This window comes from Lentzea alba (assembly GCF_047445655.1).
Taxonomy (GTDB): Bacteria; Actinomycetota; Actinomycetes; order Mycobacteriales; family Pseudonocardiaceae; genus Lentzea; species Lentzea alba_A.
This window is the reverse complement of record NZ_JAJAEG010000021.1, coordinates 14,750-40,305: the sequence shown is the minus strand read 5'-3', so window position 1 is coordinate 40,305 and position 25,556 is coordinate 14,750. Positions and strand designations below refer to the sequence as shown.

The window sequence follows — 25,556 nt, the reverse complement described above, 5'->3', positions numbered from 1 at the left end:
CTCATCATCTATTCCTACGTGAGCCAACGCGGCACCACGAGAGCTGCGGCGCGCAAGATCGAGGAAGGGTTCGCCGCGGCCCGGGCTGGCGAGGACCGATCGTCAGGCGCGGCGGCGGAGGCGTAGGCCGATGACCAGGGCGATGGCCAGCACGAGGCCGCCGAGCGTCAGGGCCAGCGGCCAGTTCTGCCACGACGAGGACGGCGAGTCCGACGACGGGGACGCCTGCGGTTGGTCCGCGGCGGGTGGTGGAGGTGTGGTCGTCGGCGCGGGCGGCTGGGCCAGGGCGGCGGCTCCGGCCACTGAGCGGATCGGGGTGCCGGCACCTTCGGAGGCGGAGAGCAGGGTGCCGTCCGGGTCGAAGGCGATGGCTTCGCCCTGGGGTTCGTTCGGCAGTGGGACGCGGACCGGGTCGCCGGACAGGGCCTTGACGAGGTCACCGTCGGGGACCGGGTACAGGTAGGCGTCGGTGTAGGTGCGCAGGGCCACGACGGAGCCGTCGGCCATGGAGGCGGCGCCGGTCACCAGGCGGGAGTCGAGGTTGCCGTCCAGGGGGCCGCCTGGGGTGTCCGTGGTGGACAGCGAGACACGCGCTACCTGCTCCAACGGGACTGATATATCGGTTCGGAGTGGTGCGGTGGGGCGATATATCAGTGCGGAGCCGAGGGGTTCCTTGGTGACGATGTACGGCGTGCCGGACTTGTCGATGAGCAGCGCCTCGGCGTCGTGTTTGCCGTCGGGGTACGTCACGCGGAACCGCTCCACCGCACCCGAAGGCGACACCTTGTGCAGGGCGACGGTGGAGCGGGACTTGTTGTTGTCACCGGTGTCGGAGGCCCACAGGGTGCCGTCCGGCGTCATGGCCAGGTCTTCGACGTCGAAGGGGTCCACGGGCGCGGTGATCGTGCGTTTCACGACGCAGTCGCGGCCGAGGACCTGGATGCGCAGCGTGCCGTTGTCACTGTCGCTGACGGCGTAGAGCTGTTTGCCGTCGGACGTGAGCCCGGAGAGCTCCTGCATGGCTACCGGGCACACGTCCACCGGTGGAGGCGGGATCAAGCAGGCGTTCCGTTCGTCGCGAACTCTTCGAGGACGCCGGCGAGATCCGGGCGCACGCGGGCGCTGAGCAGCGTGCCCGACTCCGTGTGCTTCTCGGACAGCACCTCGCCGTCGCGGTGCACGCGGGCGACGACCTCGCCGCGCGCGTACGGCACGAGGGCCTCGACCACGACCTCGGGACGGGGCATCAGCTCGGAGATGCGGACTCGCAGCTCCTCGATGCCGAGGCCGGAGTGCGCCGACACGAACGACGCGTCCGGGAACAGGTGCCGCAGCCGGGCCAGGCCCAGGTCGCCCACGGCGTCGATCTTGTTCACGACGAGGAGCTCCCGCGGCATCGGCGTGCCGGTTTCCTCGTTGATCTCGGCGATGACCTCGCGCACGGCGCTGACCTGCTTCTCCGGCATGCCGTCGGAGCCGTCGACCACGTGCACGAGCAGATCGGCCTGGCCGACCTCCTCCAGCGTCGAGCGGAACGCCTCGACCAGCTGGTGCGGCAGGTGCCGGACGAAGCCGACCGTGTCCGTCAGCGTGTACGGCAGGCCCTCCGGCGTCTCCGCGCGGCGCGTCGTCGGGTCGAGGGTGGCGAACAGCGCGTCCTCCACCAGGACACCGGCGCCCGTCAGCGCGTTGAGCAGCGAGGACTTGCCCGCGTTCGTGTAGCCCGCGATGGCGACGCTCGGGATCTCGTTCGCCGTGCGACGGCCCCGCTTGGTCTCGCGGATGACGCCGATCGCGGCGATCTCACGGCGCAGCTTGGCGATGCGCGCGCGGATCCGGCGGCGGTCGGTCTCGATCTTGGTTTCACCAGGACCGCGCAGACCCACACCGCCGTTGCCGCCACCGGCACGACCACCGGCCTGCCGCGACAACGTCTCACCCCAGCCGCGCAGGCGCGGCATCAGGTACTGCAGCTGGGCCAGCTCGACCTGGGCCTTGCCCTCCTTGGACCGCGCGTGCTGCGCGAAGATGTCCAGGATGAGCGCGGTCCGGTCGATGACCTTGACCTTGAGCTTCTCCTCCAGCTGACGCAGCTGGCCTGGAGACAGCTCACCGTCGCAGATCACCGTGTCCGCGCCGGTCGCCTGCACCACGTCGCGCAGCTCGGAGACCTTGCCGGAGCCGATGTACGTCGCGGCGTCCGGCTTGTCACGCCGCTGCACCACGCCCTCGAGCACCTCGGAACCAGCGGTTTCGGCGAGGCGGGCGAGCTCGGCCATCGACGCGTCGGAGTCCGCCGCGGTGCCCTCGGTCCACACCCCGACGAGCACGACCCGCTCCAGGCGCAGCTGCCGGTACTCGACCTCGGTGATGTCCTCGAGCTCGGTGGACAACCCGGCGACACGGCGCAGTGCGGCACGCTCAGCGAGCTCGTAGTCACCCGTCGAGAAGTCGTCTTCCCACGACTGGTCGTCGAACTCGGGGTCGAACTCTGTGCTCTGGATGTTTTCCGTCATTTGCCCTTCATCGTCCCATGGACCGTCAGTCCCCCGGATACACCGCGAGGTAGATCGCCACACGGGGAACTTCCGGCCTGACCGGTTGCGCGGCCAGCTCTTCCATCAACGAAGCGAGCCGCTGCTTTAGTTCCTCCGGGTCGACGGTCACGACCAGGCGGCTCTGATCCACGTTCTCGAGCCCGGTGTCGGCAACCTCGCCGAGGAAAGCGTGCAGCATCGCCTCACCGACGGCGACCACATTTTCGCTGTTGTCGAGCTGCCAGGACAGCCTTGTCGACCGATAGGGGATCTCTTTCGCACCGCGGTTGCCCGCGCGGGCCGGCAGCGCCTCGAGAAATCCGGCGGCGACCAGTTTGCGCACGTGGTGCAGCGTCGTGGCCGGGTCCTTGCCCAGCCGCTGCGCCAGCTCCTTGTTGGTGAGCGGGCGTTCGAACGTCATGCGGATCATCCGCAGCCTCAGATCCGAGCTGAGAGCTGCGGCTTCGTCGCTCGTCGCTGGACGACGCCCACTGGAGAGTGCCACGGGTGCAGTGTAAGTGATTGACAGTTTCCAATCACTCGGCGCAGACTCCTCGGCATGGCGCTTTGGGGGCATCCAGACTTCCGCCGGCTGTGGGTCGGCGACACGATCAGCCAGTTCGGCGCGAACGTCGGCATGACGGTGGTACCGCTGCTCGCGGCCGGTGTGCTGAACGCGACACCGTTCGAGATGGGGTTGCTCGCCGCGGCGAGCACGATGGCGTTCCTGGTGATCGGCCTGCCCGCGGGCGTGTGGGTCGACCGGATGCGCCGCAAACCGCTGATGATCGCGATGGACATCGCCCGCGCCGCGCTGATGATCAGCGTGCCCGTCGCGTGGTGGCTGGGCGTGCTCGACCTGCCGCAGCTGATCGTGGTGAGTCTCGCGGTGGGCGTGTGCACGGTGTTCTTCGACGTCGCGTACCAGTCGTACCTGCCGTCGCTGGTCGGGCGCGGCCAGCTCGTCGAGGGCAACTCGAAGCTGCAGGCCAGCCTGTCGGTCGCGGAGGTGTCCGGGCCTGCGATCGGCGGTTACGCGGCGCAGTTCCTCGGCGCGGCCAACGGCGTGCTCGCCACCGGAGTCGGCTACCTGAGCTCGGCGTTCTTCCTGGTGCGGATCAAGACCGTCGAGCCGGCGCCGGAACGTCACGCGGACCCGCACCTGCGCCGCGAGATCATGGAAGGGCTGCGGTTCGTCTTCAGCAACACCACGTTGCGCATGATCGTGGCCTGCACCGGCACGTCGAACTTCTTCCACGGCATCCAGACCGCCGTGATGGTGCTGTTCCTGCTGCAGACCGTCGGACTGAGTGAGGGAACGGCCGGCCTCGTGCTCAGCGCGGGCGGCGTCGGCGGCGTGCTCGGCGCGGCGTTCGCGTACAAGATCGGCCTGTGGGTCGGGCAGGCCAGGATGATCTGGCTCATCCCCGTGCTGACCTGGCCGTTCACCCTGTTCCTGCCGTTCATCTCGGACGGCTGGGGCCTGGTGCTGCCGATGGTCGGCCTCGCCGTGAACGTGTTCGGCATCGTCGTCTACAACGTCGGCCAGGTGAGCTACCGGCAGGCGATCTGCCCGGACCACCTGCTGGGCCGGATGAACGCCTCGATCCGCTGGGTGGTGTGGGGCTCGACCCCGCTGGGCGCCTTGCTGGGCGGCGTGCTCGGCTCGTGGATCGGCATCGTGCCGACGCTGTGGGTATCACTCATCGGGGCCGTCGCCGGGATGGTGTGGGTGCTGCTCTCACCGTTGCGGACGATGCGTGACCTACCGACCGAAGCTAGCGTCGACGCCCATGGCTGACACTCGGGTGCTGCGGGACGGTCTCCACTTCGGCGAGGGACCGCGACGCGGCCCCGACGGCCGGCTCTACTACTCCGACTTCTACGCGGGCGAGGTGCACGCGCTCGACCTCGCGACCGGCGACGACGAGGTCGTCGTCGCCTTCGACGGCCAGCCGTCCGGGCTCGGGTGGCTGCCCGACGGACGCATGCTCGTCGTGTCGATGCTCGACCACACCGTGCGCCGCCTCGAAGGCGACGACCTCGTCCTGCACGCTGATATATCGGATATCGCGACCTTCCACGCGAACGACATGCTCGTCGACGGCGAGGGCCGCGCGTACGTCGGCAACTTCGGCTTCGACCTGCACGGCCTCATCTCGGAGGTCGGCATCCCCCGGCTGCTGGAGCCCGACTTCGAACCGCCGGGCGCCGCCCTCGCGCTCGTGCAGCCCGACGGCTCCGTCAGCGTCGCCGCCGAGGACCTCAAGTTCCCCAACGGCATGGCGCTGCTGCCCGACCCGACGGGCGAGTCGGAGAGCGGCAACATCCTGGTCGTCGCCGAGACCGTTGCATTCAAACTGACTTCGTTTTCGGTCGACCGAAACGGATCGTTGCAAAACCGCAGGGTGTGGGCCGAGGTGAAGGAGTTCGGCATCGCGCCGGACGGGATCGCCGGGGACGGGGACGGCGTGTGGGTGGCGCCGGCCTTGCAGCCGGCGGTGTTCCGGGTGACCGAGGGCGGCAAGATCACGCACCGGGTGGAGACGACGCAGACGTGCTTCGCCGTCGCGGTCGTCGACGACAAGCTCGTGTGCCTGACGGCGCCGGACTCGCACCCGGACGTGGTCAAGCCCGAGCGGCTCGGGAAGGTCGAGGTGTACGACCTGAACTGATATATCGGATGCGACATATCAGTTCACCGAACTAAGCCAGGGCGTCCCACCAGGACTTGTCGAGCTCGCCGCGCGCGACGAGCACGGCAGGTCCGGTGAGCGTCGACGTCGTCGGCTCGATGGTGACGAAGACCTGACCGCCGAGCACGTCGACGGTCGCGGAGCCGGTGGTCCGGCCCTGGCCCGCGAGCCACGACGCGACGGACGCGACGGTGCCGGTGCCACACGAGCGAGTCTCGCCGACGCCGCGCTCATAGACGCGCATCTTCAACGCGCCACCGCGGGGCGAGTCAGCGTCGAGGACGTTGATCAGCTCGATGTTCACGCCGTGCGGGAAGATCACCGGGTCGAAGCCGGGCGGCACCGTGAGGTCGAAGCCGTCGACCGGGGCGTCGGTGACGCACGCCAGGTGCGGGTTGCCGACGTCGACCGCGAAGCCGCCGATGCCGTGGCCGTCGACCGCGGCGATGGACGTGCCGGTCACCCGTGCGGGGCCCATGTCGTTCGTGACAGAGCCGTCCGGGTGCGTGGTGACGGTCTTGTCGCCGGCGCGCGTGCCGACGACGAACGTGCCCTGCGGCTGGTGGCCGGCGTCGACCAGGTAGCGGGCGAAGACGCGCAGGCCGTTGCCGCACATCTCGGCGATGGAGCCGTCGGCGTTGCGGTAGTCCATGAACCACTTGCCGTCAGACCGAACGACGCGCAGCACGCCGTCCGCGCCGAGGCCGCGCTGCCGGTCGCACAGCGCCTGGACGCGCGCCACCGTCAGATCCAGCTGGTCATCGAGGTCGGGCAGGATGACGAAGTCGTTCTCCGTGCCGTGCCCCTTCACGAACTCCACGGCACCAGGTTACCGGCGGCTTCCAAAAGATCCGGCCGTGCACCGTCCAGCCAGGTGATGCGCTGGTCACGCCGGAACCAGGATCGTTGACGACGCACGAACCGCCGGGTCGCGCGTTTGGTCTCCTCCGCGGCGAAGTCGATCGTGCACGCTCCGTCCATTGCGGACAGCACCTGCTGGTAGCCCAGCGCGCGCGACGCGGTCCTGCCCTCGCGCAGGCCGATCCGGACCAGAGCGCGCACCTCGTCCTCCAAACCGGAGCGGAACATCACGTCCACGCGCTGGTCGACGCGCGAGTCCAGTTCGGACACCTCGCGGTCGACGCCGATCTGGACGGTGTCGTAGCGAGCGGGACCGGGCTTGGGGAGGTTCGCGGAGAACGGTTCCCCGGTCAGCTCGATGACCTCCAGCGCGCGCACGATGCGGCGCCCGTTCGAAGGCAGGATCGCGATCGCGGCAGCCGGATCGAGCGTTTGCAGCCGTTGGTGCAACGCCTCCGGACCCACGGCGGCCAGCTCCGCCTCGAAGCGCTCGCGCACCGCGTCGTCGGTACCGGGGAACTTCAGGTCGTCGAGCACCGCCTGCACGTACAACCCCGAACCGCCCACGAGGATCGGCGGGCGGCCGTCGGCGAGCAGGCGTTCGATCACGGCGCGGGTTTCGCGTTGATAAGCCGCCACCGACGCGGTCTCGGTGACGGAGAGAACGTCGAGCAGGTGATGCGGTACGCCGCGCCGCTCGGCCAGCGTCATCTTCGCGGTGCCGATGTCCATGCCGCGGTAGAGCTGCATGGCGTCGGCGTTGACGACCTCTCCCCCGAACCGTTCCGCCAGAGCGACGGCCAGGTCGGACTTGCCGGTCGCGGTGGGTCCGACGACTGCGATGGGCGTGATCACTGGCGCTCCCAGACAGCGACGTGGTAGCCCACGCCGAACGGTGCGAAGAACTCGGCACTGGCGCAGCGCCACGGGCCGGGCACGCCGGCGAGCACCTGCCACGCCGCGCGACCCTGCGCGCCGAGCTCGCGGGCGAGTTCGAGGTCGAGTGCGAGCAGGCCGTCCACATCCGCGGAGGCCAGCAATTCATGAACGTGTGCGTCGAACGGTCCCGAACGCTCGTCGTTCGAACCGGGTGAGCGCAAGCCGTGCCGGGTCGAGCCGTCGCCCAGGATCAAGAGCCCGGCGTCCTCTCCGGCGATTTGTTGTCCAAACGAGACACATTCGGAAGGGGGCAGGTCAGGCGCTATGAGTTCGACGCGTGACACCTCGATCGCACAGTGTTCACGAAGCCACGCGGTGATTAGCACTGGCAACGGAATTCGGGGGTCTGGAGGCAAGTCACCGCCGAGTGACACAGGCACATCGACCCCATAACCGAGAAAAGTTCCCGACAACGGTGGCACGTAGGTCGCGGGCCCGCTGTCGTCCACCGCGACGGCAACCCACGGACCGGGCAGTTTTCCTGCTGCGGCAAGGGATGCGGCGCGCACGGGCGCGGTCTCGGCGGCGGCTCCCGCGACCAGTTCTGGCACCAGAAGTGGCGGGTGCGGCACCACTGCTGCACGGGTGATCACAACGAACGAGGCTACCTATCGTGGACTCCCAGTACCGAGTCGAGCTCTGACCTGTTTGAATGCGCGCGGGGAACTGGGGACGGGAGACCCTCCAGCGCCCGTATTGCATCGGCCCCGCCGGCAGGCGGGGCGCCCGTGGCTGGCACGGGCGTCAGATGGGAGGAACCGGCGATGTCGGAGCAGGACAGCACACCGGAGGCCGTGGTGGAGCCCGCTGCGGTCGAGGGTGGAGTCGAGGAAACGCCGAAGGAGACCGCACCGCAGGCGACGCCTCCGGCCGTCCCCGTGGCGTCGGACCACCCTGACCGCTGGGGGCGCGTTGACGCCGACGGCACCGTGTACGTGAAGACCGACGACGGCGAGCGCGCCGTCGGGTCGTGGCAGGCGGGCGAGCCGGTCGAGGGCCTCGCGCACTTCGCGCGTCGCTTCGACGACCTGCGCACCGAGGTCGAGCTGCTGGTGACGCGGCTGCAGTCCGGCGCCGGCGACCCCAAGCACGCCCTGACCAGCGCGAAGCACGTGAAGGAGCAGCTCGCCGAGGCCGCCGTCGTCGGTGACCTCAAGGCGCTGGCCGCCCGCGTGGAGCACGTGCTGGTGCAGGCCGAGGCGGGCATGGAGAAGGCGAAGGAGGCCAAGGAGGCCGCCCGCGCCCAGTCCGTCGCCCGCAAGCAGGCCCTGGTCGACGAGGCCGAGTCGATCGCGAACGAGTCCACCCAGTGGAAGGTCGCCGGCGACCGGCTGCGCCAGATCCTCGACGAGTGGAAGACCATCCGCGGCGTCGACCGCAAGACCGACGAGCAGCTGTGGCGCCGGTTCTCGAAGGCCCGTGACGCGTTCAACCGCCGCCGCGGCTCGCACTTCGCCGACCTCGACCGCCAGCGCTCGGTCGCGAAGGCCTCCAAGCAGGCCCTCGTCGAAGAGGCCGAGAAGCTGATCGACTCCGACGACTGGGGCCCCACGGCCGGTCGCTACAAGGAGCTCATGGTCGAGTGGAAGGCCGCCGGGCGTGCGCCCAAGGAGGCCGACGACGCGCTGTGGCAGCGGTTCCGGGCCGCGCAGGACGCGTTCTTCCAGAAGCGCTCCGAGGCCTTCAGCGAGCGCGACGCCGAGTTCTCGGCGAACGCGAAGCTGAAGGAGGAGCTGCTCGCCGAGGCCGAGGCGATCGACCCGTCGGGCGACCTGGAGACCGCGCGCCAGCAGCTCTACAAGATCCAGGAGCGCTGGGACGCGATCGGCAAGGTGCCGCGCGAGCGCATCCGCGAGCTCGAGGGCAAGCTGCGCACGATCGAGGAGAAGGTCCGCGGTGCGGTCGACGCCCAGTGGCGTCGCTCGGACCCCGAGGCCGAGGCCAGGGTCGCGCAGTTCCGCGAGCGCGTGGAGCAGTTCGAGGCGCAGGCCGCGAAGGCCCGTGCCGCGGGCGACAAGCGCCGCACCGAGCAGGCCGAGGCCCAGGCGGCCCAGTGGCGCGAGTGGCTCGCGGCCGCTGAGCAGGCGCTGGCGACCCGCTAGTCCTAACGGTCTGAGGCCCCCTCTCCCGCGCGGGAGAGGGGGCCTCAGACGTGTTCAGCGGACCACACGCCACTGTTGGTCTGCCTTGTTCTCACACGTCCACACGACGAGCCAGGTGCCGTTGGGGTAGGTGTCGCTCTCGCCCGCGACCAGACACTCCCCTGATCGAACGTTCGCGTACTGGTTGCCGTTCTGCTCGCGCCACAGCTGGTGCTCGCGGCTCCACGAACAACCGCGGCCGAACACCTGCTCCAGCCGTGCGGCGGCCTCTGTCGCCGTTTCGAGGCAGAGGTCGGCGTGGGTGTTCCGGATGCGGAACACACCGGCGTCCACGAACTCCCGCACCCAGTTCGGCTGGAACTTGGCGCCCTCGGCACCTGGCGGCTCCTTGGCCCACATGACGGCTTCCTTGGACCCGTCGTAGAGGTCCGCCACCTTCTCGGTGTTGGCGGGCATCAGGTAGCCCGGTCCGTCGGCGGCCGGCTTCACGGTCGTCGGCTGCTGAGCCGGGGGTTGCGGCTGGGGTTGCGGTGGTGGCGCCTTCTGCGTCGGCTTGCCGGTGGCCGCGACGGGTGGTTGCGCGGCCGAGGTGGGAGCGGCGGACGAACCGGCCGCGGACGGCGGTGTCGAGGCCAGCGGCGGGCTTGATGTGTCCTCGTCCGCGGATTTCGTGCCGTTGCTCAGGTTCGCGACCACGACGAGCACCGACACCACGACGATCACGACCACCACTGCGGCGAGGAGCAACCACGGTGAGCGTTTCGGCGACCCGTAGATGTTCAGATCACGGCCGACGGAGTGCGCCTGCGCCGAGATGCCGTTGTTGTCGCCGTGTGTGGCGTTGGTGCTCTCCCCCGCGTCCGTCATCCCCAGCGCACCTCGACTCACGTTCACCGTTTGACGGGAAAGGAATCGAGAACGTGCGCGGGTTCATTACAGCTGGGGCGGACGGGAAGCCGCGATCCGGACCCACTTCACCAGCAGGAAGATCACCGCGATCACCGCGATGATCAACCCGGCGCCGGGACCCGGTCCGATCGCCTTGTTGCTCGTGGTCGTCTGCTGCGTCCAGATCGACAGCACGCCCGTCACCGACCCGGCGAACAGGCCCAGCGCGCACACCCACGCGAGGCCCCAGCGCCGCACCGCGAGCGTGATGCCGGACCCGAGCACACCGATGCCCAGCGCGAAGAACGAGAACAACCGCGGCACGAAGCTCGTCGACTCACCGAGCACGACGTCCAGGCCCGTGTCGTCACCGACCCACGGCAGGATCAGCGACACGAGCAACGCCAGCACCGCGATCGAGATCGTGAACGCGCCGGTCCCGGGGTCGATGCGCTTGGCCGCCTGCTGTTCCACCGCGTCGATCTCCTTGCGCAGGTATTCCTCTTCGCTCACTGCGCCGCACACCCGGACACGGCGGGCAGCGGAGCGGGAGCGCCGAACGACGGCAGGCCCAGCCCGACGCCCGCGGTCTTGGGCTTGATGCCCGCCTCGGAACGGTCGCCGGCCTTGGTGCGGCGCCACGTCAGCGGTTCGCCGTCGGCGACGAGGTAGTGCGGGGCGGCGTAGGTGACGACGGTTTCGACGACGTCGCCGGGACGCGGAGCGGTGGCGCCAGGTGTGAAGTGCACGAGACGTCCGTCGCGCGCGCGGCCGCTCATGCGGTGCGTCTCGGCGTCGCGCTTGCCCTCACCGGTGGCGACGAGGACCTCGACGGTGCGGCCGACCTGCTCGATGTTCAACGAGTGGGTCATCTCGTTCTGCAGCGCGACGAGGCGGTCGAACCGTTCCTGCACAACGGCCTTGGGCAGCTGGTCCGGCAGGTCCGCGGCGGGGGTGCCTGGGCGCTTGGAGTACTGGAACGTGAACGCCGACGAGAACCTGGCCTGGCGCACCACGTCGAGCGTGCCCTGGAAGTCCTCCTCGGTCTCACCGGGGAAGCCGACGATGATGTCGGTGGTGATCGCGGCGTCCGGCATGGCGGCGCGGACCTTGTCGATGATGCCCAGGTACTTCTCGGTCCGGTACGAGCGGCGCATCGCCTTGAGCATGCGGTCCGAACCGGACTGCAGCGGCATGTGCAGCTGGTGGCACACGTTCGGTGTCTCGGCCATCGCGGCGATGACGTCGTCGGTGAAGTCCTTGGGGTGCGGCGAGGTGAAGCGCACGCGCTCAAGTCCGTCGATCTCACCGCAGGCACGCAGCAGCTTGCCGAACGCGAACCGGTCGCCGAACTCGACGCCGTAGGAGTTCACGTTCTGGCCCAGCAGCGTCACTTCCAGCACGCCCTCGTCCACCAGCGTCTGGACCTCGGCGAGCACGTCGCCGGGGCGGCGGTCCTTCTCCTTGCCCCGCAACGACGGGACGATGCAGAACGTGCAGGTGTTGTTGCAGCCCACCGAGATCGACACCCAGCCCGAGTAGGCGGAGTCGCGGGCGGCGGGCAACGAGGACGGGAACGTCTCCAGCGCGTCGAGGATCTCGACCTGCGCCTCCTCGTTGTGGCGCGCGCGTTCGAGCAGCACCGGCAGCGAACCGATGTTGTGCGTGCCGAACACGACGTCGACCCACGGGGCGCGGCGGACGATCTCGCTGCGGTCCTTCTGCGCGAGGCAGCCGCCGACGGCGATCTGCATGCCCGGTTTCGCGGCCTTCTGCGGGGCGAGGTGGCCGAGCGTGCCGTACAGCTTGTTGTCGGCGTTCTCCCGGACCGCGCAGGTGTTGAAGACGACGACGTCGGCCTGCGTGTCCTCGGCGGCCCGCTCGTAGCCGGCGTCTTCCAGCAGGCCGGCGAGCCGCTCTGAGTCGTGCACGTTCATCTGGCAGCCGAACGTGCGGACCTGGAACGTCTTGGGAACCTGCGCGGTGCTCACCCGGACACGATAAACCCTGGCCGAACCCGGTCGTGCCTTGACCAGGCACGACCAGGAGCGCGCGAGAAGTGGACCTTTCGTCGGGTGCAAGCGCGGAACGCCTCCGTGGCACGATGCGGAGGTGCTGGGACGAGTGCATGTCGCCGTGAGCCTGTTGACCGCCGCAACGGTCCTGACGGGGTGTGGCAGCACGCTCGAAGACGTCAAGATCACGATGGCGACCGGCAGCGAGCCCGGCGTCTACTACCGGCTCGGCAACGCCCTCGCGGACGTCTGGAGCGGGCGCCTCGGCATCGCGCGGCCCCAGGTCGTGGCGACGGCCGGGTCCAAGGACAACGTCACCCGGCTGGTCAACAACCAGGCCCAGGTCGGCTTCTCGCAGGCCGACGCCGTCGAAGGGGTGGCGGGCGCCTCCAAGCTGCGCGCGCTGGCCCGGATGCACGACGATTACCTGCAGATCATCGTCCGCGCGGATCTGCCGGTGACGAAGCTCTCCCAGCTGTCGGGGATGCGCGTGTCGATCGGCGCGCGGGAGTCGGGCGTCGAGATCATCGCGAAGCTCCTGCTGCAGGCTGAGAACGTCACGCCGCAGACGGTCAACCTCAGCCTCGACGAGTCCGCCCTGGCGATGAGGGAGGGACGGATCGAAGCGTTCTTCTGGTCGGGCGGGTTGCCGACCGCGGGCATCACGCAGCTGACCAGGGATCTCGGCGTGAGGATGCTCGACCTGCGCGACGAGTTGCCACCCTTCCGCGAGAAATATCCCGTGTACGGGTCGGCGACGCTGCCCGCCTCCACCTACAACCTGCAGACAGCCCCGGTGACCACCCTCGTCGTGCGCAACTTCCTGCTCGTCACCGAGTCGATGCCGGACGACGTCGCCGAGGCGCTGGTGCGGCAGATGTTCGAAGGACAGCCGGACCTGGCGAAGGCGCACTCGGCGGCGCGGACGATCGAGCAGCGGTCGGCGATCGAGACGTCACCGGTACCGCTGCACAACGGCGCGATGCGCTACTACCGCGAGTCCAAAGTCTGATATCCAATATATTAGATATCAGCACTGATGTATCGGATACTGGACATCAGACGGCTGGAAGTTCGATCACGACCTTGAGGCCGCCGTCCTCCGGCGATTCCAGGCGCACGTTGCCGTCGACGCGCTCGACGACCAGCCGCACGATCGACAGCCCGAGCCCGGACCCCGGCACGTTCTGGTGAGCCGGACTGCGCCAGAACCGGTCGGTCGCCCGTTCGAGCTCGTCGGGCTGCAACCCCGGCCCGTGGTCCGCGACGGACAGCCGCACGACACCGTTGTCCTTGCGAACGTCGACAACGATCAACGTGCCCTCAGGGGTGAACTTCAGGGCGTTGTCGAGCAGCGCGTCCAGAATCGTCTCGACGCCCCGCGGCGGCGCGAGCGCCATTCCGACACGCTCCCCGTCGAGCACCAAATGCACTTCCTTCGCCGAAGCAGCCGCCTGCCAAGCAGACAACCGCGCGGCCACGGACTTGTCGACGTCGACGGGCACCGGGTCGACGGAGCTGGACTCGGCACGAGCCATGGCGAGCAGCTCGTCGAGGATCCGGTTCAGCCGATCGGTCTCGCTCAACGCCTCCACCTGGTGCACCTCGGCCTCGGCGTCGACGTGACCCTCCAGGTTGGACAGCCGGAGTTTCAAGGCCGTCAACGGGTTCCGCAGCTGATGTGAGGCATCGGCGACGAAGGCCCGTTGCGCGGCCAGGACGTCGCTCACGTTCGCGGCCATCTGGTCGAACGACCGCGACAGCTGACGCAGTTCCGGAGGCCCGCTCTCCGCCCCCACCGGCGGCACCGGCCGGCCGGACACCACGGCGGCCAGCAGCTTCCCGGTCGCGTCGTCCAGAGCCTGCACCGGCCGCAAAGTCCACCGCACCACCGGCAACGCCAGCAGCACCGCCAGGGCCAGCACCAGCAGCGACGCCGCCAGCAGCAACCCCCACCACGCGAGCACCTCGAACCGGGTCTTCGACGTCGGCGAGAACGTGATCACCGCGCCCCGCACCTCGCCGTCGACCAGCACGGGCTCGGCGAGCACCAACCTGGCTTCACTCCACGGCATGAACAACGGCGGCGCGACCGGCAGCCGTCCGGCCAGCGCCTTGTTGACCAGGTCCTGGACCGCCGAGTCACCCAGCGCGAGGTCGTTGCGGGAGGCGACCAACGGCACCGTCGGCGCGTCGCGGGCCACCACGGCCACGCCGATGTCGTAGAGCTCGGTGTACCGCTCCAGCTCGGGCCGCAGCAGGTGCGGTTTGTCGTCGATCAACGGCCGCTGCGCCAGGGACGCGAACCGGCTGGTGTCGGTGAGGCGGTCGAGGAACATCTCCTGCTGCTCCGCGGCTGCCACACCCCGCCCCAGCGGCACGCCGAGACCGACGAGCACCAGCACGATGAGGGCGAGCACCACACCCAGCAGTCGAGACCTCACGAACAGTCACCCCGAACGAGCGCGACACGCCGAAGAAAAATCCCCCGATCGGACAGATTCACGACACCTGTCCCAACCGATAACCGACACCCCGCACGGTCTCCAGCAACGCCGGCCGGCCGAGCTTCGTACGCAGCGTGGCGACGTGCACGTCCAGCGTCCGGTTCGCGCCGGACCACGTCCTCCCCCACACCTCCGCGAGGATCCGCTCCCGCGTGCACACCGCGCCACCAGCGGCCATGACCAGCGCGAGCACCTGGAACTCCTTGCGCGAGAGGGCAACGGCCTCACCCGCCACGGTGACCTCGTGACGCCCCAGGTCCACCCGCACGTCGCCGGTCTCGAACACCTCCGTCGACACCGCGCCGACCCCGACCGGATCGGCACCGCGGCGACGGCGCACGGCGTGCACCCGCGCCACGAGTTCGCCCACGTCATAGGGCTTCACCAGGTAGTCGTCGGCCCCGGCGTGCAGGCCGAGGATCCGGTCGTCGATCTCCCCTCGCGCCGACACGACGATGATCGCGACGTCCGAGGCCGCACGGATGGCGCGGCACAGCGTCACGCCGTCCATGTCGGGCAGGCCGAGGTCCAGCAGCACCACGTCGACGCCTGTGAGGCGGTCGAGCGTGCCGCGGCCGGTGGCCTGCCGGTCCACGTGGAAACCCCGTCTGGTCAGGGCTGGGACCAAGGCCTCGGCGACCCTGTCGTCGTCCTCGACGAGCAGCACGCGCACTTTCGCTACCTCCCGGGCAACCGATGTCTGCCTGTGACAGAGTTGAGACCCTAAGTCTTGCTCAATGTCCTGGACTGGTGTGGTGGCGGACACCTAGGTTTCCGCCAACGCAGACGACCCCAAATGGAGGACTGGATGACTGCCGCCTCTACCCCGCCGATGATTCGTGTGGCGGGTGTGGACAAGTTCTTCGGCCCGTTGCACGTGCTCAAGAACGTGCAGCTGGAGGTGCCGAAGGGGCAGGTCGTGGTCGTGCTGGGGCCGTCGGGTTCCGGCAAGTCGACCCTGTGCCGGACCATCAACCGCCTCGAGCCGATTGATTCCGGACTCATCGAGGTCGACGGGCAGCCCCTTCCCGCCGAAGGAAAGGAACTGGCCCGCCTGCGCGCCGATGTCGGCATGGTGTTCCAGTCCTTCAACCTTTTCGCGCACAAAACCATCGTCGAGAACGTGATGCTCGCTCCGACGAAGGTGCGCAAGACCCCCGCGGCCGAAGCGCGCAAGACCGCGATGGAGCTGCTGGAGCGCGTCGGGATCGCCAACCAGGCCGACAAGTTCCCGGCTCAGCTCTCGGGTGGGCAGCAGCAGCGTGCGGCGATTGCCCGCGCGCTCGCGATGAAGCCCAAGGTGATGCTGTTCGACGAGCCCACCTCCGCGCTCGACCCGGAGATGGTCCAGGAGGTCCTGGACGTCATGACGGGCCTCGCGAAGGACGGCATGACGATGCTCGTCGTCACGCACGAGATGGGCTTCGCCCGCAAGGCCGCGGACCGGGTGATCTTCATGTCCGACGGCGAGGTCGTCGAGGATTCGACCCCGGAAGAGTTCTTCTCGGCCCCGAAGTCCAACCGCGCGAAGGACTTCCTTGGCAAGATCCTGACTCACTAGAAGTCAGCCCACTTTTCGAACGAATGGCAGGAGAAGGACGATGAGGGTTCGCACCCTTGCGGCGGTGCTGCTGGCGGGTGGTCTCGCCCTGACCGCTTGTGGCAAGGAAGGCACCGGCACGGGCGACTCTGGCGCGCCGGCCGGCGTCTTCGAGGTGGCCAAGGACGTCAAGGTCGACGGTTCGCCGACGTTCGAGAAGATCAAGGCCCGCGGCAACCCGGTCGTCGGTGTCAAGGAGGACCAGCCGGGTCTGGGCTTCAAGGACCCGACGTCCAACAAGTACACCGGCTTCGACATCGACATGGCGAAGCTGATCGCGGCGCAGCTCGGCTACGACCCCGAGAAGATCACCTTCAAGACGATCCAGTCCGCGGCCCGCGAGCAGGCGATCATCAACGGCGACATCGACTACTACGTCGGTACGTACTCGATCACCGACGCCCGCAAGGACAAGGTGTCGTTCGCCGGCCCGTACTACGTCGCGGGCCAGGACCTGCTGGTGAAGAAGGACAACTCCGACATCACCGGTCCGGACTCCATCAAGAGCAAGAAGGTCTGCTCGGTGACCGGCTCCACGCCGGCCAAGGCCCTGCGCGACAAGAAGCTCGTCGAGCCCGACTCGAACGTCGTCGAGCTCCAGAGCTACTCGCTGTGCGTGACGAAGCTGCTCGACGGTGAGGTCGACGCGGTCAGCACCGACGACGCGATCCTCAAGGGCTACGCGGCCGACGAGCCGGACAAGCTCAAGGTCGTCGGCAAGACCTTCTCCACGGAGAAGTACGGCATCGGTCTCGCCAAGGACGACAAGGCGCTCCGCACCAAGATCAACGAGATCCTGGAGAAGTCGCTGTCCGACGGCAAGTGGGACCAGATCTACAAGAACACGCTGGGCAAGTCGGGTTCGGAAGGCAAGCACCCGACCCTCGAGAAGTACTGACGTTCCTTTGTGGCCGGTGGACTCGCACGGCGGGTCCACCGGCCGTTCCATTGACGACGGACGACGGCAAGGAATTCGATGGGCGTCCTCACCCGAAACCTCGACCTGTTCGTGCACCACTTCGCGAACACGCTCAAGCTGTTCGCGGTCTCCGGTATCGCGTCGCTGCTGCTGGGCGTCTTCCTCGCGATGCTGCGCGTCAGCCCGGTTCCCGTGTTCCGCGGGGTCGGCACGCTGTACGTGACGGTCGTGCGCAACACGCCGCTCACGCTGGTGTTCGTGTTCTTCGTGTTCGCGTACCCCTACCTGGAGATCATCAAGTTCGAGTTCTTCACCGCCGCGGTCGTGGCGCTGACGCTCTACACGTCGGCGTTCGTCTGCGAGGTCGTCCGCTCCGGCATCAACACGGTGCCGATCGGCCAGGCAGAGGCGTCGCGCGCACTGGGTCTGACGTTCACCCAGATGCTCGGCAGCATCGTGCTCCCGCAGGCGCTGCGCTCCGTCGTCCCGCCCATGGTCAGCACGTTCATCGCGTTGCTGAAGAACACCACCGTCGCGGCGGGCTTCTCCGTCCGGGAGGCGGGCGCCATCCGCGACGCGCTGTCCGAGCTCGGTGAGGACACCCTGACCGGCATGCTGTGGGTCGCCGGCATCTTCGTCCTGCTGGTAATGCCGCTGACGTACCTGCAGCGGGTTCTGGAAAAGCGCTGGAGCGTGTCCCGATGAGCACCGTCCTCTTCGACGTTCCCGGTCCACGGGCCAAGATCCGCTACCGCGCCTACGCGGTCGTCGGCATCGCCGCGATCGCCGCTCTCGCCGGCTACGTCGTGTGGCGCTTCTTCGACACCGGCCAGTTCGAGGGCCGCAAGTGGAGCTGGTTCGAGTACAAGCAGATCCAGATCTCCCTGTTCGAGGCGCTCGGCCGCACGCTCAGCGCGTTCGCGGTCGGTGCGGTGCTGGCGCTCGTGTTCGGCGCGGTGTTCGCGGCGGCACGGCTGTCGGACCACAAGTGGATCAGCGCGCCGGCGGCGGTGATCGTGGAGCTGTTCCGCGCGATCCCGCTCGTCATCATGATGTTCTTCTTCTACTACGGCCTGCCGACGACGGGCATCAAGCTCACCGCGTTCACCGCCGTGGTGCTCAGCCTGATGCTGTACAACGGCTCGGTGCTCGCGGAGATCTTCCGCGCGGGCATCAACTCGTTGCCCAAGGGGCAGAGCGAGGCCGCGTACGCGCTGGGCATGCGCAAGACGCAGGTGATGGTGCTCGTGCTGCTGCCACAGGCGTTGCGCGCGATGTTGCCGACCATCATCAGCCAGCTCGTCGTGCTGCTGAAGGACACCGCGCTCGGCTTCCTCATCACCTTCGAGGAGCTGCTGTACTGGGGCCGCCAGATCGGTGGCCAGCTGCAGTTCGGCCGTCCGCTGATCCCGACGATGATCGTGGTCGCGTCCATCTACATCGGACTGTGCCTGCTCCTCACGTGGTTCGCGAACTACCTGGAGAAGCGCAACCGCCGCAACAAGAAGGTAATCAAGCTGGACAACGACGACGCCGCGCAGGTCCAGCTCGGCGCGGCGGGCGCCTCGCAGGCCGTGGGCGGCGCCTGATCACAGCGGAAGACGAAACGGGGCGCGTCCACTTCGGACACGCCCCGTTTTCTATTGCCAGACCACGGAATCGCAGTTGGTCGCCACGTAGTCCGCCGCCTGCGCGCCGTCACCCGCCTCGGCTTTGGCGGCCGTCTCACGGGCGTAGCGCTGCCCGTCCGGGTCCTCCGGCGAGAACTTCGGCAGCACCTCGTCCATCACCTTCAACGCCGCGGTAGCCGCCGTCTGGTCGCCACGCTTGCGCGCGTCCTCCCAGTCGAGGTACCAGGCGCACGAGTTGGTGATCTCCAGAACGACCCGCTCACTGCCCGACGGCAGCCTGTCCGGCCCTGGGCCCGACTTCTCCGCCAGCACCGCGAGATCCGGCTGGTGGCCCCCAGGCCAGTCGAAGCGGGAGTAGCCGTCCTGCAACGCTTTCGCGTACTGCTGCTGGTCCAGCAGCTGCGGCGGAGCCGGTGGCGGCGACGCACAGCCCGACGCGACAGCCATGAGCAGGAGCGCCGCGATCAGTGGCCGCTCCACCACAACGTTCCTCCGACGGTGCCCGAGGTGTAGGGGCTGTTCGACGCGAGGCAGAACTTGGTACCCGCCTTGAAGTTCGTGCCCACGTGCTTGCGGTACTCCTCCATCCGGATGAACGCGCCACGCGTGTTGCGGTCGCCGCACTTGTACCAGGCGAGCTGCATGACACCGGCGAGCGCGACCTGGGCGTCGATGTTCGACCCGGCGACGGTGATCGTGCGGGCGGTGGTGAACCAGGTGATCTGGTTGTGCTTGAACGGCACCGTGATCGTGGTCGACGCCGCTTGCGCGGGCGCCGCCGACAGCATCGCGAAGCCGACCGCGAGCAGGCCGGCGAGAACACGTTTCATCGAGAATTTCCCCTCAGGAGTAGACGTTCCAGTCGACGACGCCGCACCAGCCGTCCTCGCAGTCCCCCACCACGCCCAGACAGAACGTGGTGCCCGCGCGGAAGTTCGTCCCCAGGAGCCGGCGCGAACGATCACCCGCCGGGAACCGGACGGGCGTGCCGGCCACCCGGAGGTCACCGTCGCGGTACCACCGGATCTCCAGGTCGACGGGACTGGACGTGACCCGCAGGTAGACGTCCGAGCCGTCGGCGGTGATCGTGCGGACTGCGAGCAGGTCGGCCGATGCGGTTCGCATGCGCGGAACGTATCGACGGAAGCGGAACCGGGTCGTCTCACGAACAGTGGATCTCTCGTCAACTTTCGCGGTACGCTCCCGGTTGGGGGGATCTACCGCGGTGACGTCACATGGATGAGGGGCATTGTGACGCGCGTGCTCGTAGTCGACGACCAGCCGTTGTTCAGAGCCGGCCTGGTCGCATTGCTGAACGGTTCACCGGATCTGACCGTCGTCGGCGAGGCCGCCGACGCTGACACCGCTGTGCGGCTGGCCGAGTCGTGCCGGCCGGACGTGATCCTGCTCGACATCCGCCTGCCGGGGCTCACGGCGCTCAAACGCGTCGCGACGTCCGCGCGGGTGCTGGTGCTGACCACGGTCGACCTGGACGAGTACGTCCACGAGGCGCTGCGCCTGGGCGCCGCCGGGTTCGTGCTGAAGAAGTCGGAACCCGCCCGGCTGCTGGCCGCGATCAGCGCCGTGGCGTCCGGTGAGATGCAGTTCGGTCCCACGGTCATGCGCCGGTTCGTCGAGGCGTACCTGCGCGGTGACACCGCCGTGTCACCGTGGGGTTCGGTCGGCCTGGACAGGCTCACCGGCCGTGAACGCGAGGTGCTGCGGCTCGTCGGCACCGGCCTCACGAACGCCGCCATCGCGAGCAGGCTGTCCGTCACCGAGGGCACGGTGAAGACGCACCTCAACCGCGTGATGACGAAGCTGCGGCTGACCAGCCGGGCGCAGGCCGTGGTGATGGCCTACGAGTCCCGGCTGGTCGTGCCGCAGCTGGCCGGCTGACTACCAGCGCAGGCCGAGGTGGGCGAAATCAGGCGTCTGCTTGTCGACGGTCAGCGAGATGGGGCCTGCGTGGATGCCCTCGCAGGTCCAGGAACCGGGAGGGTCGTCCGACCAGATCTCGCGCTTGCACGTGGTCGGCCCCTGGCTGTCCCACACGTCCCAGGTGGTGCGGTAGTTGGCGTACGGCCACTTCCGGTCGATGTCCACGTCGACGGAGAGCCTGCCGCCGGGGAAGCTCAGGTGCGCGATCTGGCACTCGCTCTGCGTCGGGACCGCCCCGCACATCCCGCTCGTGCCGCCCGCCACGGCGTTCGTGGCGGCCACCGGCACCACAAGGGCCGCGAGCGCGACCGAAAGCATCAATTCACGAATCTTCATCGTTTCCCCCAGGAAATGTCAGAACTCGGCACAAACCGGCTCGGTGGCACGGGTGAACGTGTCCCCCGTTTGAATCCAGAACTCCCCGCACCACAACGCGCCGTCGAACGTCTTCTGGTTCACCTCGACGCGATACGACTCCTGATACGTCCAGTACTTGGTCACACTGTCGCCCAGGTGGCCGTTCGGGCCGAACGCCCGGAAGAAACCGGTCTGACTGGGCTCCCCCCATGGCACCGGCGCGAACTGCACGACCATCCTGAGCACCGAACACCCGTCACCGGTCTGCGGCACGATGAACACGTTGATCGTGCCGTTCCCCTGGGTCTGGGGAATCGTGCACCACGACTCCTCGGCGGATGCGGCCGACGAAACGGACAGGCACGACAACAAAGCCACCGCACCGGCGGCGAACAACTTTCGCATTTTCAGTTCCCCCATTGTGCGCGGATCGCTCAGCTGCGATCCGGCATCAGTACAGCACCGGAATTCCACGTCGGTGCGGGAGAACTGGAGGAAGCCCCCGAAGGTGGCAAACACAGGAAAACGGCCCCGTCGTCCCGTGGGCCGGTTGTACGATCCCCGGCCCACGAGACGGGCGCGTGCTACGAACGCTTGAACAGCTTGTTGCCGAGCCAGACGATCGGGTCGTACTTGCGGTCGGCCACGCGCTCCTTCATCGGGATGAGCGCGTTGTCGGTGATGTGGATGTGCTCGGGGCACACCTCGCTGCAGCACTTGGTGATGTTGCAGAGCCCGAGCCCGTGCTCCTCCTGCGCCTGGTCGACGCGGTCGGCCGTGTCGAGCGGGTGCATCTCCAGTTCCGCGACGCGCATGAGGAAACGGGGGCCCGAGAAGGCCTCCTTGTTCTCCTCGTGGTCACGCACCACGTGGCAGGTGTTCTGGCACAGGAAGCACTCGATGCACTTGCGGAACTCCTGCGAGCGCTCGACGTCGACCTGCTGCATCCGGTACTCGCCCGGCGCCAGGTCCTTCGGCGGCGCGAACGACGGGACCTCTCGCGCCTTGGTGTAGTTGAAGGACACGTCCGTCACGAGGTCCCGGATGATCGGGAACGTCCGCATCGGCGTGACCGTGATCGTCTCCGACTCCTCGAAGATCGACATCCGGGTCATGCACAGCAGGCGCGGGCGGCCGTTGATCTCCGCGGAGCACGAGCCGCACTTGCCCGCCTTGCAGTTCCACCGCACCGCGAGGTCCGGTGCCTGCGTGGCCTGCAGCCGGTGGATGATGTCGAGCACGACCTCACCCTCGTTGACCTCGACGGTGAAGTCCTCCAGCGCGCCGCCGGAGTCGTCACCGCGCCACACCCGGAACTTCCCCTGGTAGCTCATGACAACTCCTCGGCGGTGAGGTACTTCTCCAGCTCGGTGCGTTCGAACAGGTCCAGCAGGTCGTTGCGGATCGGGATCTGCGGTTTCTCCTCGACGCTCACGCCATCACCGTCGACGTTGCACACCAACAGCTTCCGGCGCCACTCGGCGTCCATCGCGGGGTGGTCGTCACGGGTGTGCCCACCGCGGGACTCCGTGCGCAGCAGTGCCGCCTTCGCCACGCATTCCGACACCAGCAACATGTTGCGCAGGTCGAGCGCGAGGTGCCAGCCCGGGTTGAACTGCTGGTGCCCCTCGACCGTCAGCGACTGGGCCCGCTCCTTGAGCTTCTCCAGGCGCTGCAACGCTTCTTCCATCTCCCCCGCACGCCGGATGATGCCGACCAGGTCGTTCATCGACTGCTGCAGCTCCATGTGCAGCGTGTACGGGTTCTCGCCGCCTTCGGTCTGGAACGGCCGGAGCGCGGTCGCCCGTGCTTCGGTGACGATCTCCTCCGAGACCACCGGCCGGTCGCCGAGTGCCCGCACGTACTCCGCAGCACCCGCACCGGCCCTGCGCCCGAACACGAGCAGGTCCGACAACGAGTTGCCGCCCAGACGGTTCGAGCCGTGCATGCCGCCGGAGACCTCACCGGCGGCGTAAAGCCCTGCCACGGAAGAGGATCCGGTGTCGGGATCGACTTCGACGCCACCCATCACGTAGTGGCAGGTCGGGCCGACCTCCATCGGCTGCGCGGTGATGTCGACGTCCGCCAGTTCCTTGAACTGGTGGTGCATCGACGGCAGCCGCTTGCGGATCTCCTCCGCGGGCAGACGCGTTGACACGTCGAGGAAAACGCCGCCGTGCGGTGAACCACGCCCCGCCTTCACCTCGGAGTTGATCGCGCGCGCGACCTCGTCACGCGGCAGCAGCTCCGGTGGGCGCCGGTTGTTGGCCTGGTCGGTGTACCAGCGGTCGGCTTCTTCCTCGTTGTCGGCGTACTTGTCCTTGAACACCTCGGGGATGTAGTCGAACATGAACCGCTTGCCGTCGGAGTTGCGCAGCACGCCACCGTCACCGCGGACGGATTCGGTGACGAGGATGCCCTTGACGGACGGCGGCCAGACCATCCCGGTGGGGTGGAACTGGATGAACTCCATGTTGATCAGCGAGGCTCCCGCGCGCATCGCGAGCGCGTGGCCGTCGCCGGTGTACTCCCAGGAGTTCGAGGTGACCTTGAACGACTTGCCGATGCCGCCGGTCGCGAGGATCACCGCGGGTGCCTCGAACAGCACGAACCGGCCGGACTCGCGCCAGTAGCCGAACGCGCCGGCGATCCTGTCGCCGTCCTTGACGAGGTCGGTGACGGTGAACTCCTGGAACACCCGCAGGCGTTCCTCGTAGTCGCCGAACTCCTTGAAGTCCTCCTGCTGCAACGAGACGATCTTCTGCTGCAGCGTGCGGATCAGTTCGAGTCCGGTGCGGTCGCCGACGTGCGCGAGGCGCGGGTACTCGTGGCCGCCGAAGTTGCGCTGCGAGATCCGGCCGTCCTTGGTGCGGTCGAACAGCGCGCCGTAGGTCTCCAGCTCCCAGACCCGTTGCGGCGCTTCCTGTGCGTGCAGCTCGGCCATGCGCCAGTTGTTGAGGAACTTGCCGCCGCGCATCGTGTCGCGGAAGTGGACCTGCCAGTTGTCGCTCTCGTTCGCGTTGCCCATGGCGGCGGCGATCCCGCCCTCGGCCATGACGGTGTGTGCCTTGCCGAACAACGACTTGCAGAGAACGGCGGTGCGCAGGCCGTGCTCACGGGCCTCGATCGCGGCACGCAGACCGGCACCACCCGCGCCGATCACGAGAACGTCGAACGAATGCCTTTCCAGCTCGGGCAAAACCACTCCTTAGTTGATGAAGCGGAGGTCGGAGATCGTTCCCGAGGCGACCAGCGCGACGTACAGGTCGGTGAGGCAGACGAAGATCAGCGAAGCCCAGGCCAGCAGCATGTGCCGGTTGTTCAGCTTCGAGATCTGCGTCCACATCCAGTACCGGACCGGGTGCTTGGAGAAGTGCTTGAGCCGCCCGCCCGCGATGTGGCGGCACGAGTGGCAGGACAGCGTGTACGCGCCGAGCAGCGCGACGTTGACCAGCAGGATGATGTTGCCCAGGCCGACGCCGGTGCCGAACGCGAGGACCGCGTCGTAGATGTTGATCAGCAGCAGGAGCGAGGCCGCGTAGAAGAAGTAGCGGTGCAGGTTCTGCGCGATCAACGGGAAACGCGTCTCACCGGTGTACTTGCTGTGCGGCTCGGCCACGGCGCACGCGGGCGGTGACGCCCAGGCGGCCCGGTAGTAGGCCTTGCGGTAGTAGTAGCAGGTGATCCGGAAGCCCAGCAGGAACGGGATGATGATCACCGGCGGGGTCAGGAAGCCTGGCAGCGCCGGGAACCACTGACCGAAGTGCGATGCGGCTGGGACGCACTCCTCCGTGAGACACGGCGAGTACATCGGTGTGAGGTAGTGGTACTGGTCGACCCAGTAGTAGTCCCCCTGGAACGTGCGGAACGCCGCGTAGATCGAGATGAGCAGCAGGCCGACGAACGTCGTCAGCGGTGGCAGCCACCATCGGTCCGTGCGCAGAGTCCTGGCGGCGATCTCTGCCCTCGCCATTACTCACCTTTCTGGGGGTCCACGTCGTTGTGGAGAAACGCCGAACGGCCCCCGCGTCGGCGGGGGCCGTGTGATCAGTTCGGCTCAGGTCCGGTTGCGGTAGCCACCGAGTCCTTCGTCGTCTGCGTCCTTCCACAACGACTCGTCGTAGGGCGTGTCGGGCACGACCACGACCTCGCGTTCCACTTGAGGAGCTTCGCGCTGCCTCGGGGTGCTGAGGTCGACGAGTTCGGTGGCGTCGATGTCCATGCGTTCAACGTCGTTGGCAAGGCGCTGAACCGCTGCCACGTCGCCATACCTGGCGCGCAGCGCGCTGACGGCATGCCGCATCTGACCGATGACCCGGCGCAGTTCGACGATCTCCGTGGACGTCATGGGACACCTCCGTTCCAAGGTCGTGCCCCGCACTCTGCCCAATCTCAAGCCATGTGACAAGCACCACACGCCAAGATTCAAAACTGGTTCCCTCCCAGTTACTGAATCGTTTTTGTGTCGACGACCAGCCATGACTTACTGTGTGTGGCGTCACGCCCGTCCGTGGGACGCCACCGTTGTCGTCTCGTAAGGGCCCCACCACGGCCCGTGATGAC

The 25,556-nt window shown here is 68.0% G+C and carries 29 protein-coding genes; 9 read left to right on the top strand and 20 right to left on the bottom strand.

Annotation, left to right across the window (positions count from 1 at the left end; translation table 11 throughout):
- Positions 1-102: 102 nt before the first annotated feature.
- From LFM09_RS31325 to LFM09_RS31315, 3 genes are read right to left on the bottom strand one after another with little or no spacing between them, the layout of a single operon-like run.
- Positions 103-1,059, bottom strand: a complete 957-nt coding sequence (locus LFM09_RS31325) for a hypothetical protein (protein ID WP_414100173.1) — start codon at positions 1,057-1,059, stop codon at positions 103-105.
- On the bottom strand, positions 1,056-2,516 hold the full coding sequence (gene hflX / locus LFM09_RS31320; protein ID WP_414100172.1) for a GTPase HflX: 1,461 nt from the start codon (positions 2,514-2,516) through the stop codon (positions 1,056-1,058). The genes LFM09_RS31325 and hflX overlap by 4 nt, the downstream gene beginning before the upstream one ends.
- Before the next feature lie 25 nt (positions 2,517-2,541).
- The gene (locus tag LFM09_RS31315; protein WP_414100171.1) at positions 2,542-3,042 is read right to left on the bottom strand and encodes an ArsR/SmtB family transcription factor; all 501 of its coding nucleotides are present in this window, start codon (positions 3,040-3,042) and stop codon (positions 2,542-2,544) included.
- A 54-nt stretch (positions 3,043-3,096) separates the two neighbouring features.
- Here LFM09_RS31315 and LFM09_RS31310 point away from each other — a divergent pair, with 54 nt between their 5' ends.
- On the top strand, positions 3,097-4,338 hold the full coding sequence (locus tag LFM09_RS31310; RefSeq protein ID WP_414100170.1) for an MFS transporter: 1,242 nt from the start codon (positions 3,097-3,099) through the stop codon (positions 4,336-4,338).
- Positions 4,331-5,212 (top strand): SMP-30/gluconolactonase/LRE family protein, encoded by an 882-nt coding sequence (locus LFM09_RS31305; protein WP_414100169.1) that lies wholly within the window; start codon positions 4,331-4,333, stop codon positions 5,210-5,212. Before LFM09_RS31310 ends, LFM09_RS31305 begins: the two co-directional genes overlap by 8 nt.
- Positions 5,213-5,243: 31 nt before the next feature.
- Here the strand turns inward: LFM09_RS31305 and dapF are convergent, their stop codons facing one another.
- From dapF to LFM09_RS31290, 3 genes are read right to left on the bottom strand one after another with little or no spacing between them, the layout of a single operon-like run.
- Positions 5,244-6,053 (bottom strand): diaminopimelate epimerase, encoded by an 810-nt coding sequence (gene dapF / locus LFM09_RS31300; RefSeq protein WP_414100168.1) that lies wholly within the window; start codon positions 6,051-6,053, stop codon positions 5,244-5,246.
- Positions 6,041-6,949, bottom strand: a complete 909-nt coding sequence (gene miaA, locus LFM09_RS31295) for a tRNA (adenosine(37)-N6)-dimethylallyltransferase MiaA (protein WP_414100167.1) — start codon at positions 6,947-6,949, stop codon at positions 6,041-6,043. The genes dapF and miaA overlap by 13 nt, the downstream gene beginning before the upstream one ends.
- Positions 6,946-7,227 (bottom strand): hypothetical protein, encoded by a 282-nt coding sequence (locus LFM09_RS31290; protein ID WP_414100166.1) that lies wholly within the window; start codon positions 7,225-7,227, stop codon positions 6,946-6,948. Before LFM09_RS31290 ends, miaA begins: the two co-directional genes overlap by 4 nt.
- A 570-nt stretch (positions 7,228-7,797) precedes the next feature.
- Between LFM09_RS31290 and LFM09_RS31285 the strand changes: the two genes are divergently transcribed.
- Entirely contained in the window at positions 7,798-9,135 is a 1,338-nt protein-coding gene (locus tag LFM09_RS31285) for a DUF349 domain-containing protein (RefSeq protein ID WP_414100165.1), read from the top strand.
- 54 nt (positions 9,136-9,189) lie between these two features.
- Here the strand turns inward: LFM09_RS31285 and LFM09_RS31280 are convergent, their stop codons facing one another.
- The 3 genes from LFM09_RS31280 to miaB form a co-directional block, all read right to left on the bottom strand.
- Positions 9,190-10,002 (bottom strand): RICIN domain-containing protein, encoded by an 813-nt coding sequence (locus LFM09_RS31280; protein WP_414100164.1) that lies wholly within the window; start codon positions 10,000-10,002, stop codon positions 9,190-9,192.
- A 66-nt stretch (positions 10,003-10,068) separates the two neighbouring features.
- Complete coding sequence (locus LFM09_RS31275) at positions 10,069-10,536, bottom strand: hypothetical protein (protein ID WP_414100163.1); 468 nt, start codon at positions 10,534-10,536, stop codon at positions 10,069-10,071.
- A complete protein-coding gene (miaB, locus tag LFM09_RS31270) occupies positions 10,533-12,014 on the bottom strand; it encodes a tRNA (N6-isopentenyl adenosine(37)-C2)-methylthiotransferase MiaB (RefSeq protein WP_414100162.1) in 1,482 nt (493 codons plus the stop codon). Before miaB ends, LFM09_RS31275 begins: the two co-directional genes overlap by 4 nt.
- 121 nt (positions 12,015-12,135) lie before the next feature.
- Between miaB and LFM09_RS31265 the strand changes: the two genes are divergently transcribed.
- Positions 12,136-13,050, top strand: coding sequence for a TAXI family TRAP transporter solute-binding subunit (locus LFM09_RS31265; protein ID WP_414100161.1), 915 nt, complete (start codon positions 12,136-12,138; stop codon positions 13,048-13,050).
- 46 nt (positions 13,051-13,096) lie between these two features.
- Here the strand turns inward: LFM09_RS31265 and LFM09_RS31260 are convergent, their stop codons facing one another.
- Positions 13,097-14,482: a sensor histidine kinase gene (locus tag LFM09_RS31260; protein WP_414100160.1), complete on the bottom strand. Its 1,386-nt coding sequence runs from the start codon at positions 14,480-14,482 to the stop codon at positions 13,097-13,099.
- Positions 14,483-14,540: 58 nt separating this feature from the next.
- Entirely contained in the window at positions 14,541-15,218 is a 678-nt protein-coding gene (locus LFM09_RS31255; RefSeq protein ID WP_363768898.1) for a response regulator transcription factor, read from the bottom strand.
- 159 nt (positions 15,219-15,377) lie between these two features.
- On the opposite strand from LFM09_RS31255, the gene LFM09_RS31250 reads away from it, so the two are divergent.
- The 4 genes from LFM09_RS31250 (at position 15,378) to LFM09_RS31235 (ending at position 18,653) form a co-directional block, all read left to right on the top strand.
- Positions 15,378-16,106 carry an amino acid ABC transporter ATP-binding protein gene (locus LFM09_RS31250; RefSeq protein WP_414100296.1) on the top strand — a complete coding sequence of 243 codons (729 nt, stop codon included), beginning with the start codon at positions 15,378-15,380 and terminating at the stop codon, positions 16,104-16,106.
- Positions 16,107-16,146: 40 nt separating this feature from the next.
- Entirely contained in the window at positions 16,147-17,043 is an 897-nt protein-coding gene (locus LFM09_RS31245) for a glutamate ABC transporter substrate-binding protein (RefSeq protein WP_414100159.1), read from the top strand.
- Positions 17,044-17,121: 78 nt separating this feature from the next.
- Positions 17,122-17,769: an amino acid ABC transporter permease gene (locus LFM09_RS31240; protein ID WP_414100158.1), complete on the top strand. Its 648-nt coding sequence runs from the start codon at positions 17,122-17,124 to the stop codon at positions 17,767-17,769.
- A complete protein-coding gene (locus tag LFM09_RS31235) occupies positions 17,766-18,653 on the top strand; it encodes an amino acid ABC transporter permease (RefSeq protein WP_414100157.1) in 888 nt (295 codons plus the stop codon). The genes LFM09_RS31240 and LFM09_RS31235 overlap by 4 nt, the downstream gene beginning before the upstream one ends.
- Positions 18,654-18,704: 51 nt before the next feature.
- Here LFM09_RS31235 and LFM09_RS31230 read toward each other — a convergent pair whose 3' ends face one another.
- Genes LFM09_RS31230 through LFM09_RS31220 form a run of 3 tightly spaced genes read right to left on the bottom strand, consistent with a single transcriptional unit; the run spans position 18,705 to position 19,820 of the window.
- Positions 18,705-19,175, bottom strand: a complete 471-nt coding sequence (locus LFM09_RS31230; RefSeq protein ID WP_414100156.1) for a hypothetical protein — start codon at positions 19,173-19,175, stop codon at positions 18,705-18,707.
- Positions 19,160-19,525: a hypothetical protein gene (locus tag LFM09_RS31225; RefSeq protein ID WP_414100155.1), complete on the bottom strand. Its 366-nt coding sequence runs from the start codon at positions 19,523-19,525 to the stop codon at positions 19,160-19,162. The genes LFM09_RS31230 and LFM09_RS31225 overlap by 16 nt, the downstream gene beginning before the upstream one ends.
- Before the next feature lie 13 nt (positions 19,526-19,538).
- Entirely contained in the window at positions 19,539-19,820 is a 282-nt protein-coding gene (locus LFM09_RS31220) for a hypothetical protein (RefSeq protein WP_414100154.1), read from the bottom strand.
- Between the two features lie 114 nt (positions 19,821-19,934).
- On the opposite strand from LFM09_RS31220, the gene LFM09_RS31215 reads away from it, so the two are divergent.
- On the top strand, positions 19,935-20,594 hold the full coding sequence (locus LFM09_RS31215) for a response regulator (RefSeq protein WP_414100153.1): 660 nt from the start codon (positions 19,935-19,937) through the stop codon (positions 20,592-20,594).
- On the opposite strand, the gene LFM09_RS31210 is transcribed toward LFM09_RS31215, so the two are convergent.
- From LFM09_RS31210 to LFM09_RS31185, 6 genes are all read right to left on the bottom strand, one after another.
- Complete coding sequence (locus tag LFM09_RS31210; RefSeq protein ID WP_414100152.1) at positions 20,595-20,972, bottom strand: hypothetical protein; 378 nt, start codon at positions 20,970-20,972, stop codon at positions 20,595-20,597. It abuts the gene before it with no gap.
- An 18-nt stretch (positions 20,973-20,990) separates the two neighbouring features.
- Entirely contained in the window at positions 20,991-21,398 is a 408-nt protein-coding gene (locus LFM09_RS31205; protein WP_414100151.1) for a hypothetical protein, read from the bottom strand.
- A gap of 179 nt (positions 21,399-21,577) precedes the next feature.
- A complete protein-coding gene (locus LFM09_RS31200; RefSeq protein ID WP_414100150.1) occupies positions 21,578-22,327 on the bottom strand; it encodes a succinate dehydrogenase/fumarate reductase iron-sulfur subunit in 750 nt (249 codons plus the stop codon).
- Positions 22,324-24,192 carry a fumarate reductase/succinate dehydrogenase flavoprotein subunit gene (locus tag LFM09_RS31195; RefSeq protein ID WP_414100149.1) on the bottom strand — a complete coding sequence of 623 codons (1,869 nt, stop codon included), beginning with the start codon at positions 24,190-24,192 and terminating at the stop codon, positions 22,324-22,326. Before LFM09_RS31195 ends, LFM09_RS31200 begins: the two co-directional genes overlap by 4 nt.
- A 9-nt stretch (positions 24,193-24,201) precedes the next feature.
- Positions 24,202-24,966, bottom strand: coding sequence for a hypothetical protein (locus tag LFM09_RS31190; protein WP_414100148.1), 765 nt, complete (start codon positions 24,964-24,966; stop codon positions 24,202-24,204).
- A gap of 84 nt (positions 24,967-25,050) precedes the next feature.
- Entirely contained in the window at positions 25,051-25,341 is a 291-nt protein-coding gene (locus LFM09_RS31185; protein WP_414100147.1) for a hypothetical protein, read from the bottom strand.
- Positions 25,342-25,556: the final 215 nt, after the last annotated feature.

Coding starts and splice junctions, on each gene's coding strand:
- hflX (WP_414100172.1), bottom strand. CDS start 2,516: ATGACGGAAAACATCCAGAGCACAGAGTTCGACCCCGAGTTCGACGAC.
- LFM09_RS31310 (WP_414100170.1), top strand. CDS start 3,097: ATGGCGCTTTGGGGGCATCCAGACTTCCGCCGGCTGTGGGTCGGCGAC.
- LFM09_RS31305 (WP_414100169.1), top strand. CDS start 4,331: ATGGCTGACACTCGGGTGCTGCGGGACGGTCTCCACTTCGGCGAGGGA.
- LFM09_RS31285 (WP_414100165.1), top strand. CDS start 7,798: ATGTCGGAGCAGGACAGCACACCGGAGGCCGTGGTGGAGCCCGCTGCG.
- LFM09_RS31280 (WP_414100164.1), bottom strand. CDS start 10,002: ATGACGGACGCGGGGGAGAGCACCAACGCCACACACGGCGACAACAAC.
- LFM09_RS31250 (WP_414100296.1), top strand. CDS start 15,378: ATGATTCGTGTGGCGGGTGTGGACAAGTTCTTCGGCCCGTTGCACGTG.
- LFM09_RS31245 (WP_414100159.1), top strand. CDS start 16,147: ATGAGGGTTCGCACCCTTGCGGCGGTGCTGCTGGCGGGTGGTCTCGCC.
- LFM09_RS31240 (WP_414100158.1), top strand. CDS start 17,122: ATGGGCGTCCTCACCCGAAACCTCGACCTGTTCGTGCACCACTTCGCG.
- LFM09_RS31235 (WP_414100157.1), top strand. CDS start 17,766: ATGAGCACCGTCCTCTTCGACGTTCCCGGTCCACGGGCCAAGATCCGC.
- LFM09_RS31225 (WP_414100155.1), bottom strand. CDS start 19,525: ATGAAACGTGTTCTCGCCGGCCTGCTCGCGGTCGGCTTCGCGATGCTG.
- LFM09_RS31220 (WP_414100154.1), bottom strand. CDS start 19,820: ATGCGAACCGCATCGGCCGACCTGCTCGCAGTCCGCACGATCACCGCC.
- LFM09_RS31215 (WP_414100153.1), top strand. CDS start 19,935: ATGAGGGGCATTGTGACGCGCGTGCTCGTAGTCGACGACCAGCCGTTG.
- LFM09_RS31210 (WP_414100152.1), bottom strand. CDS start 20,972: ATGAAGATTCGTGAATTGATGCTTTCGGTCGCGCTCGCGGCCCTTGTG.
- LFM09_RS31205 (WP_414100151.1), bottom strand. CDS start 21,398: ATGCGAAAGTTGTTCGCCGCCGGTGCGGTGGCTTTGTTGTCGTGCCTG.
- LFM09_RS31200 (WP_414100150.1), bottom strand. CDS start 22,327: ATGAGCTACCAGGGGAAGTTCCGGGTGTGGCGCGGTGACGACTCCGGC.
- LFM09_RS31190 (WP_414100148.1), bottom strand. CDS start 24,966: ATGGCGAGGGCAGAGATCGCCGCCAGGACTCTGCGCACGGACCGATGG.
- LFM09_RS31185 (WP_414100147.1), bottom strand. CDS start 25,341: ATGACGTCCACGGAGATCGTCGAACTGCGCCGGGTCATCGGTCAGATG.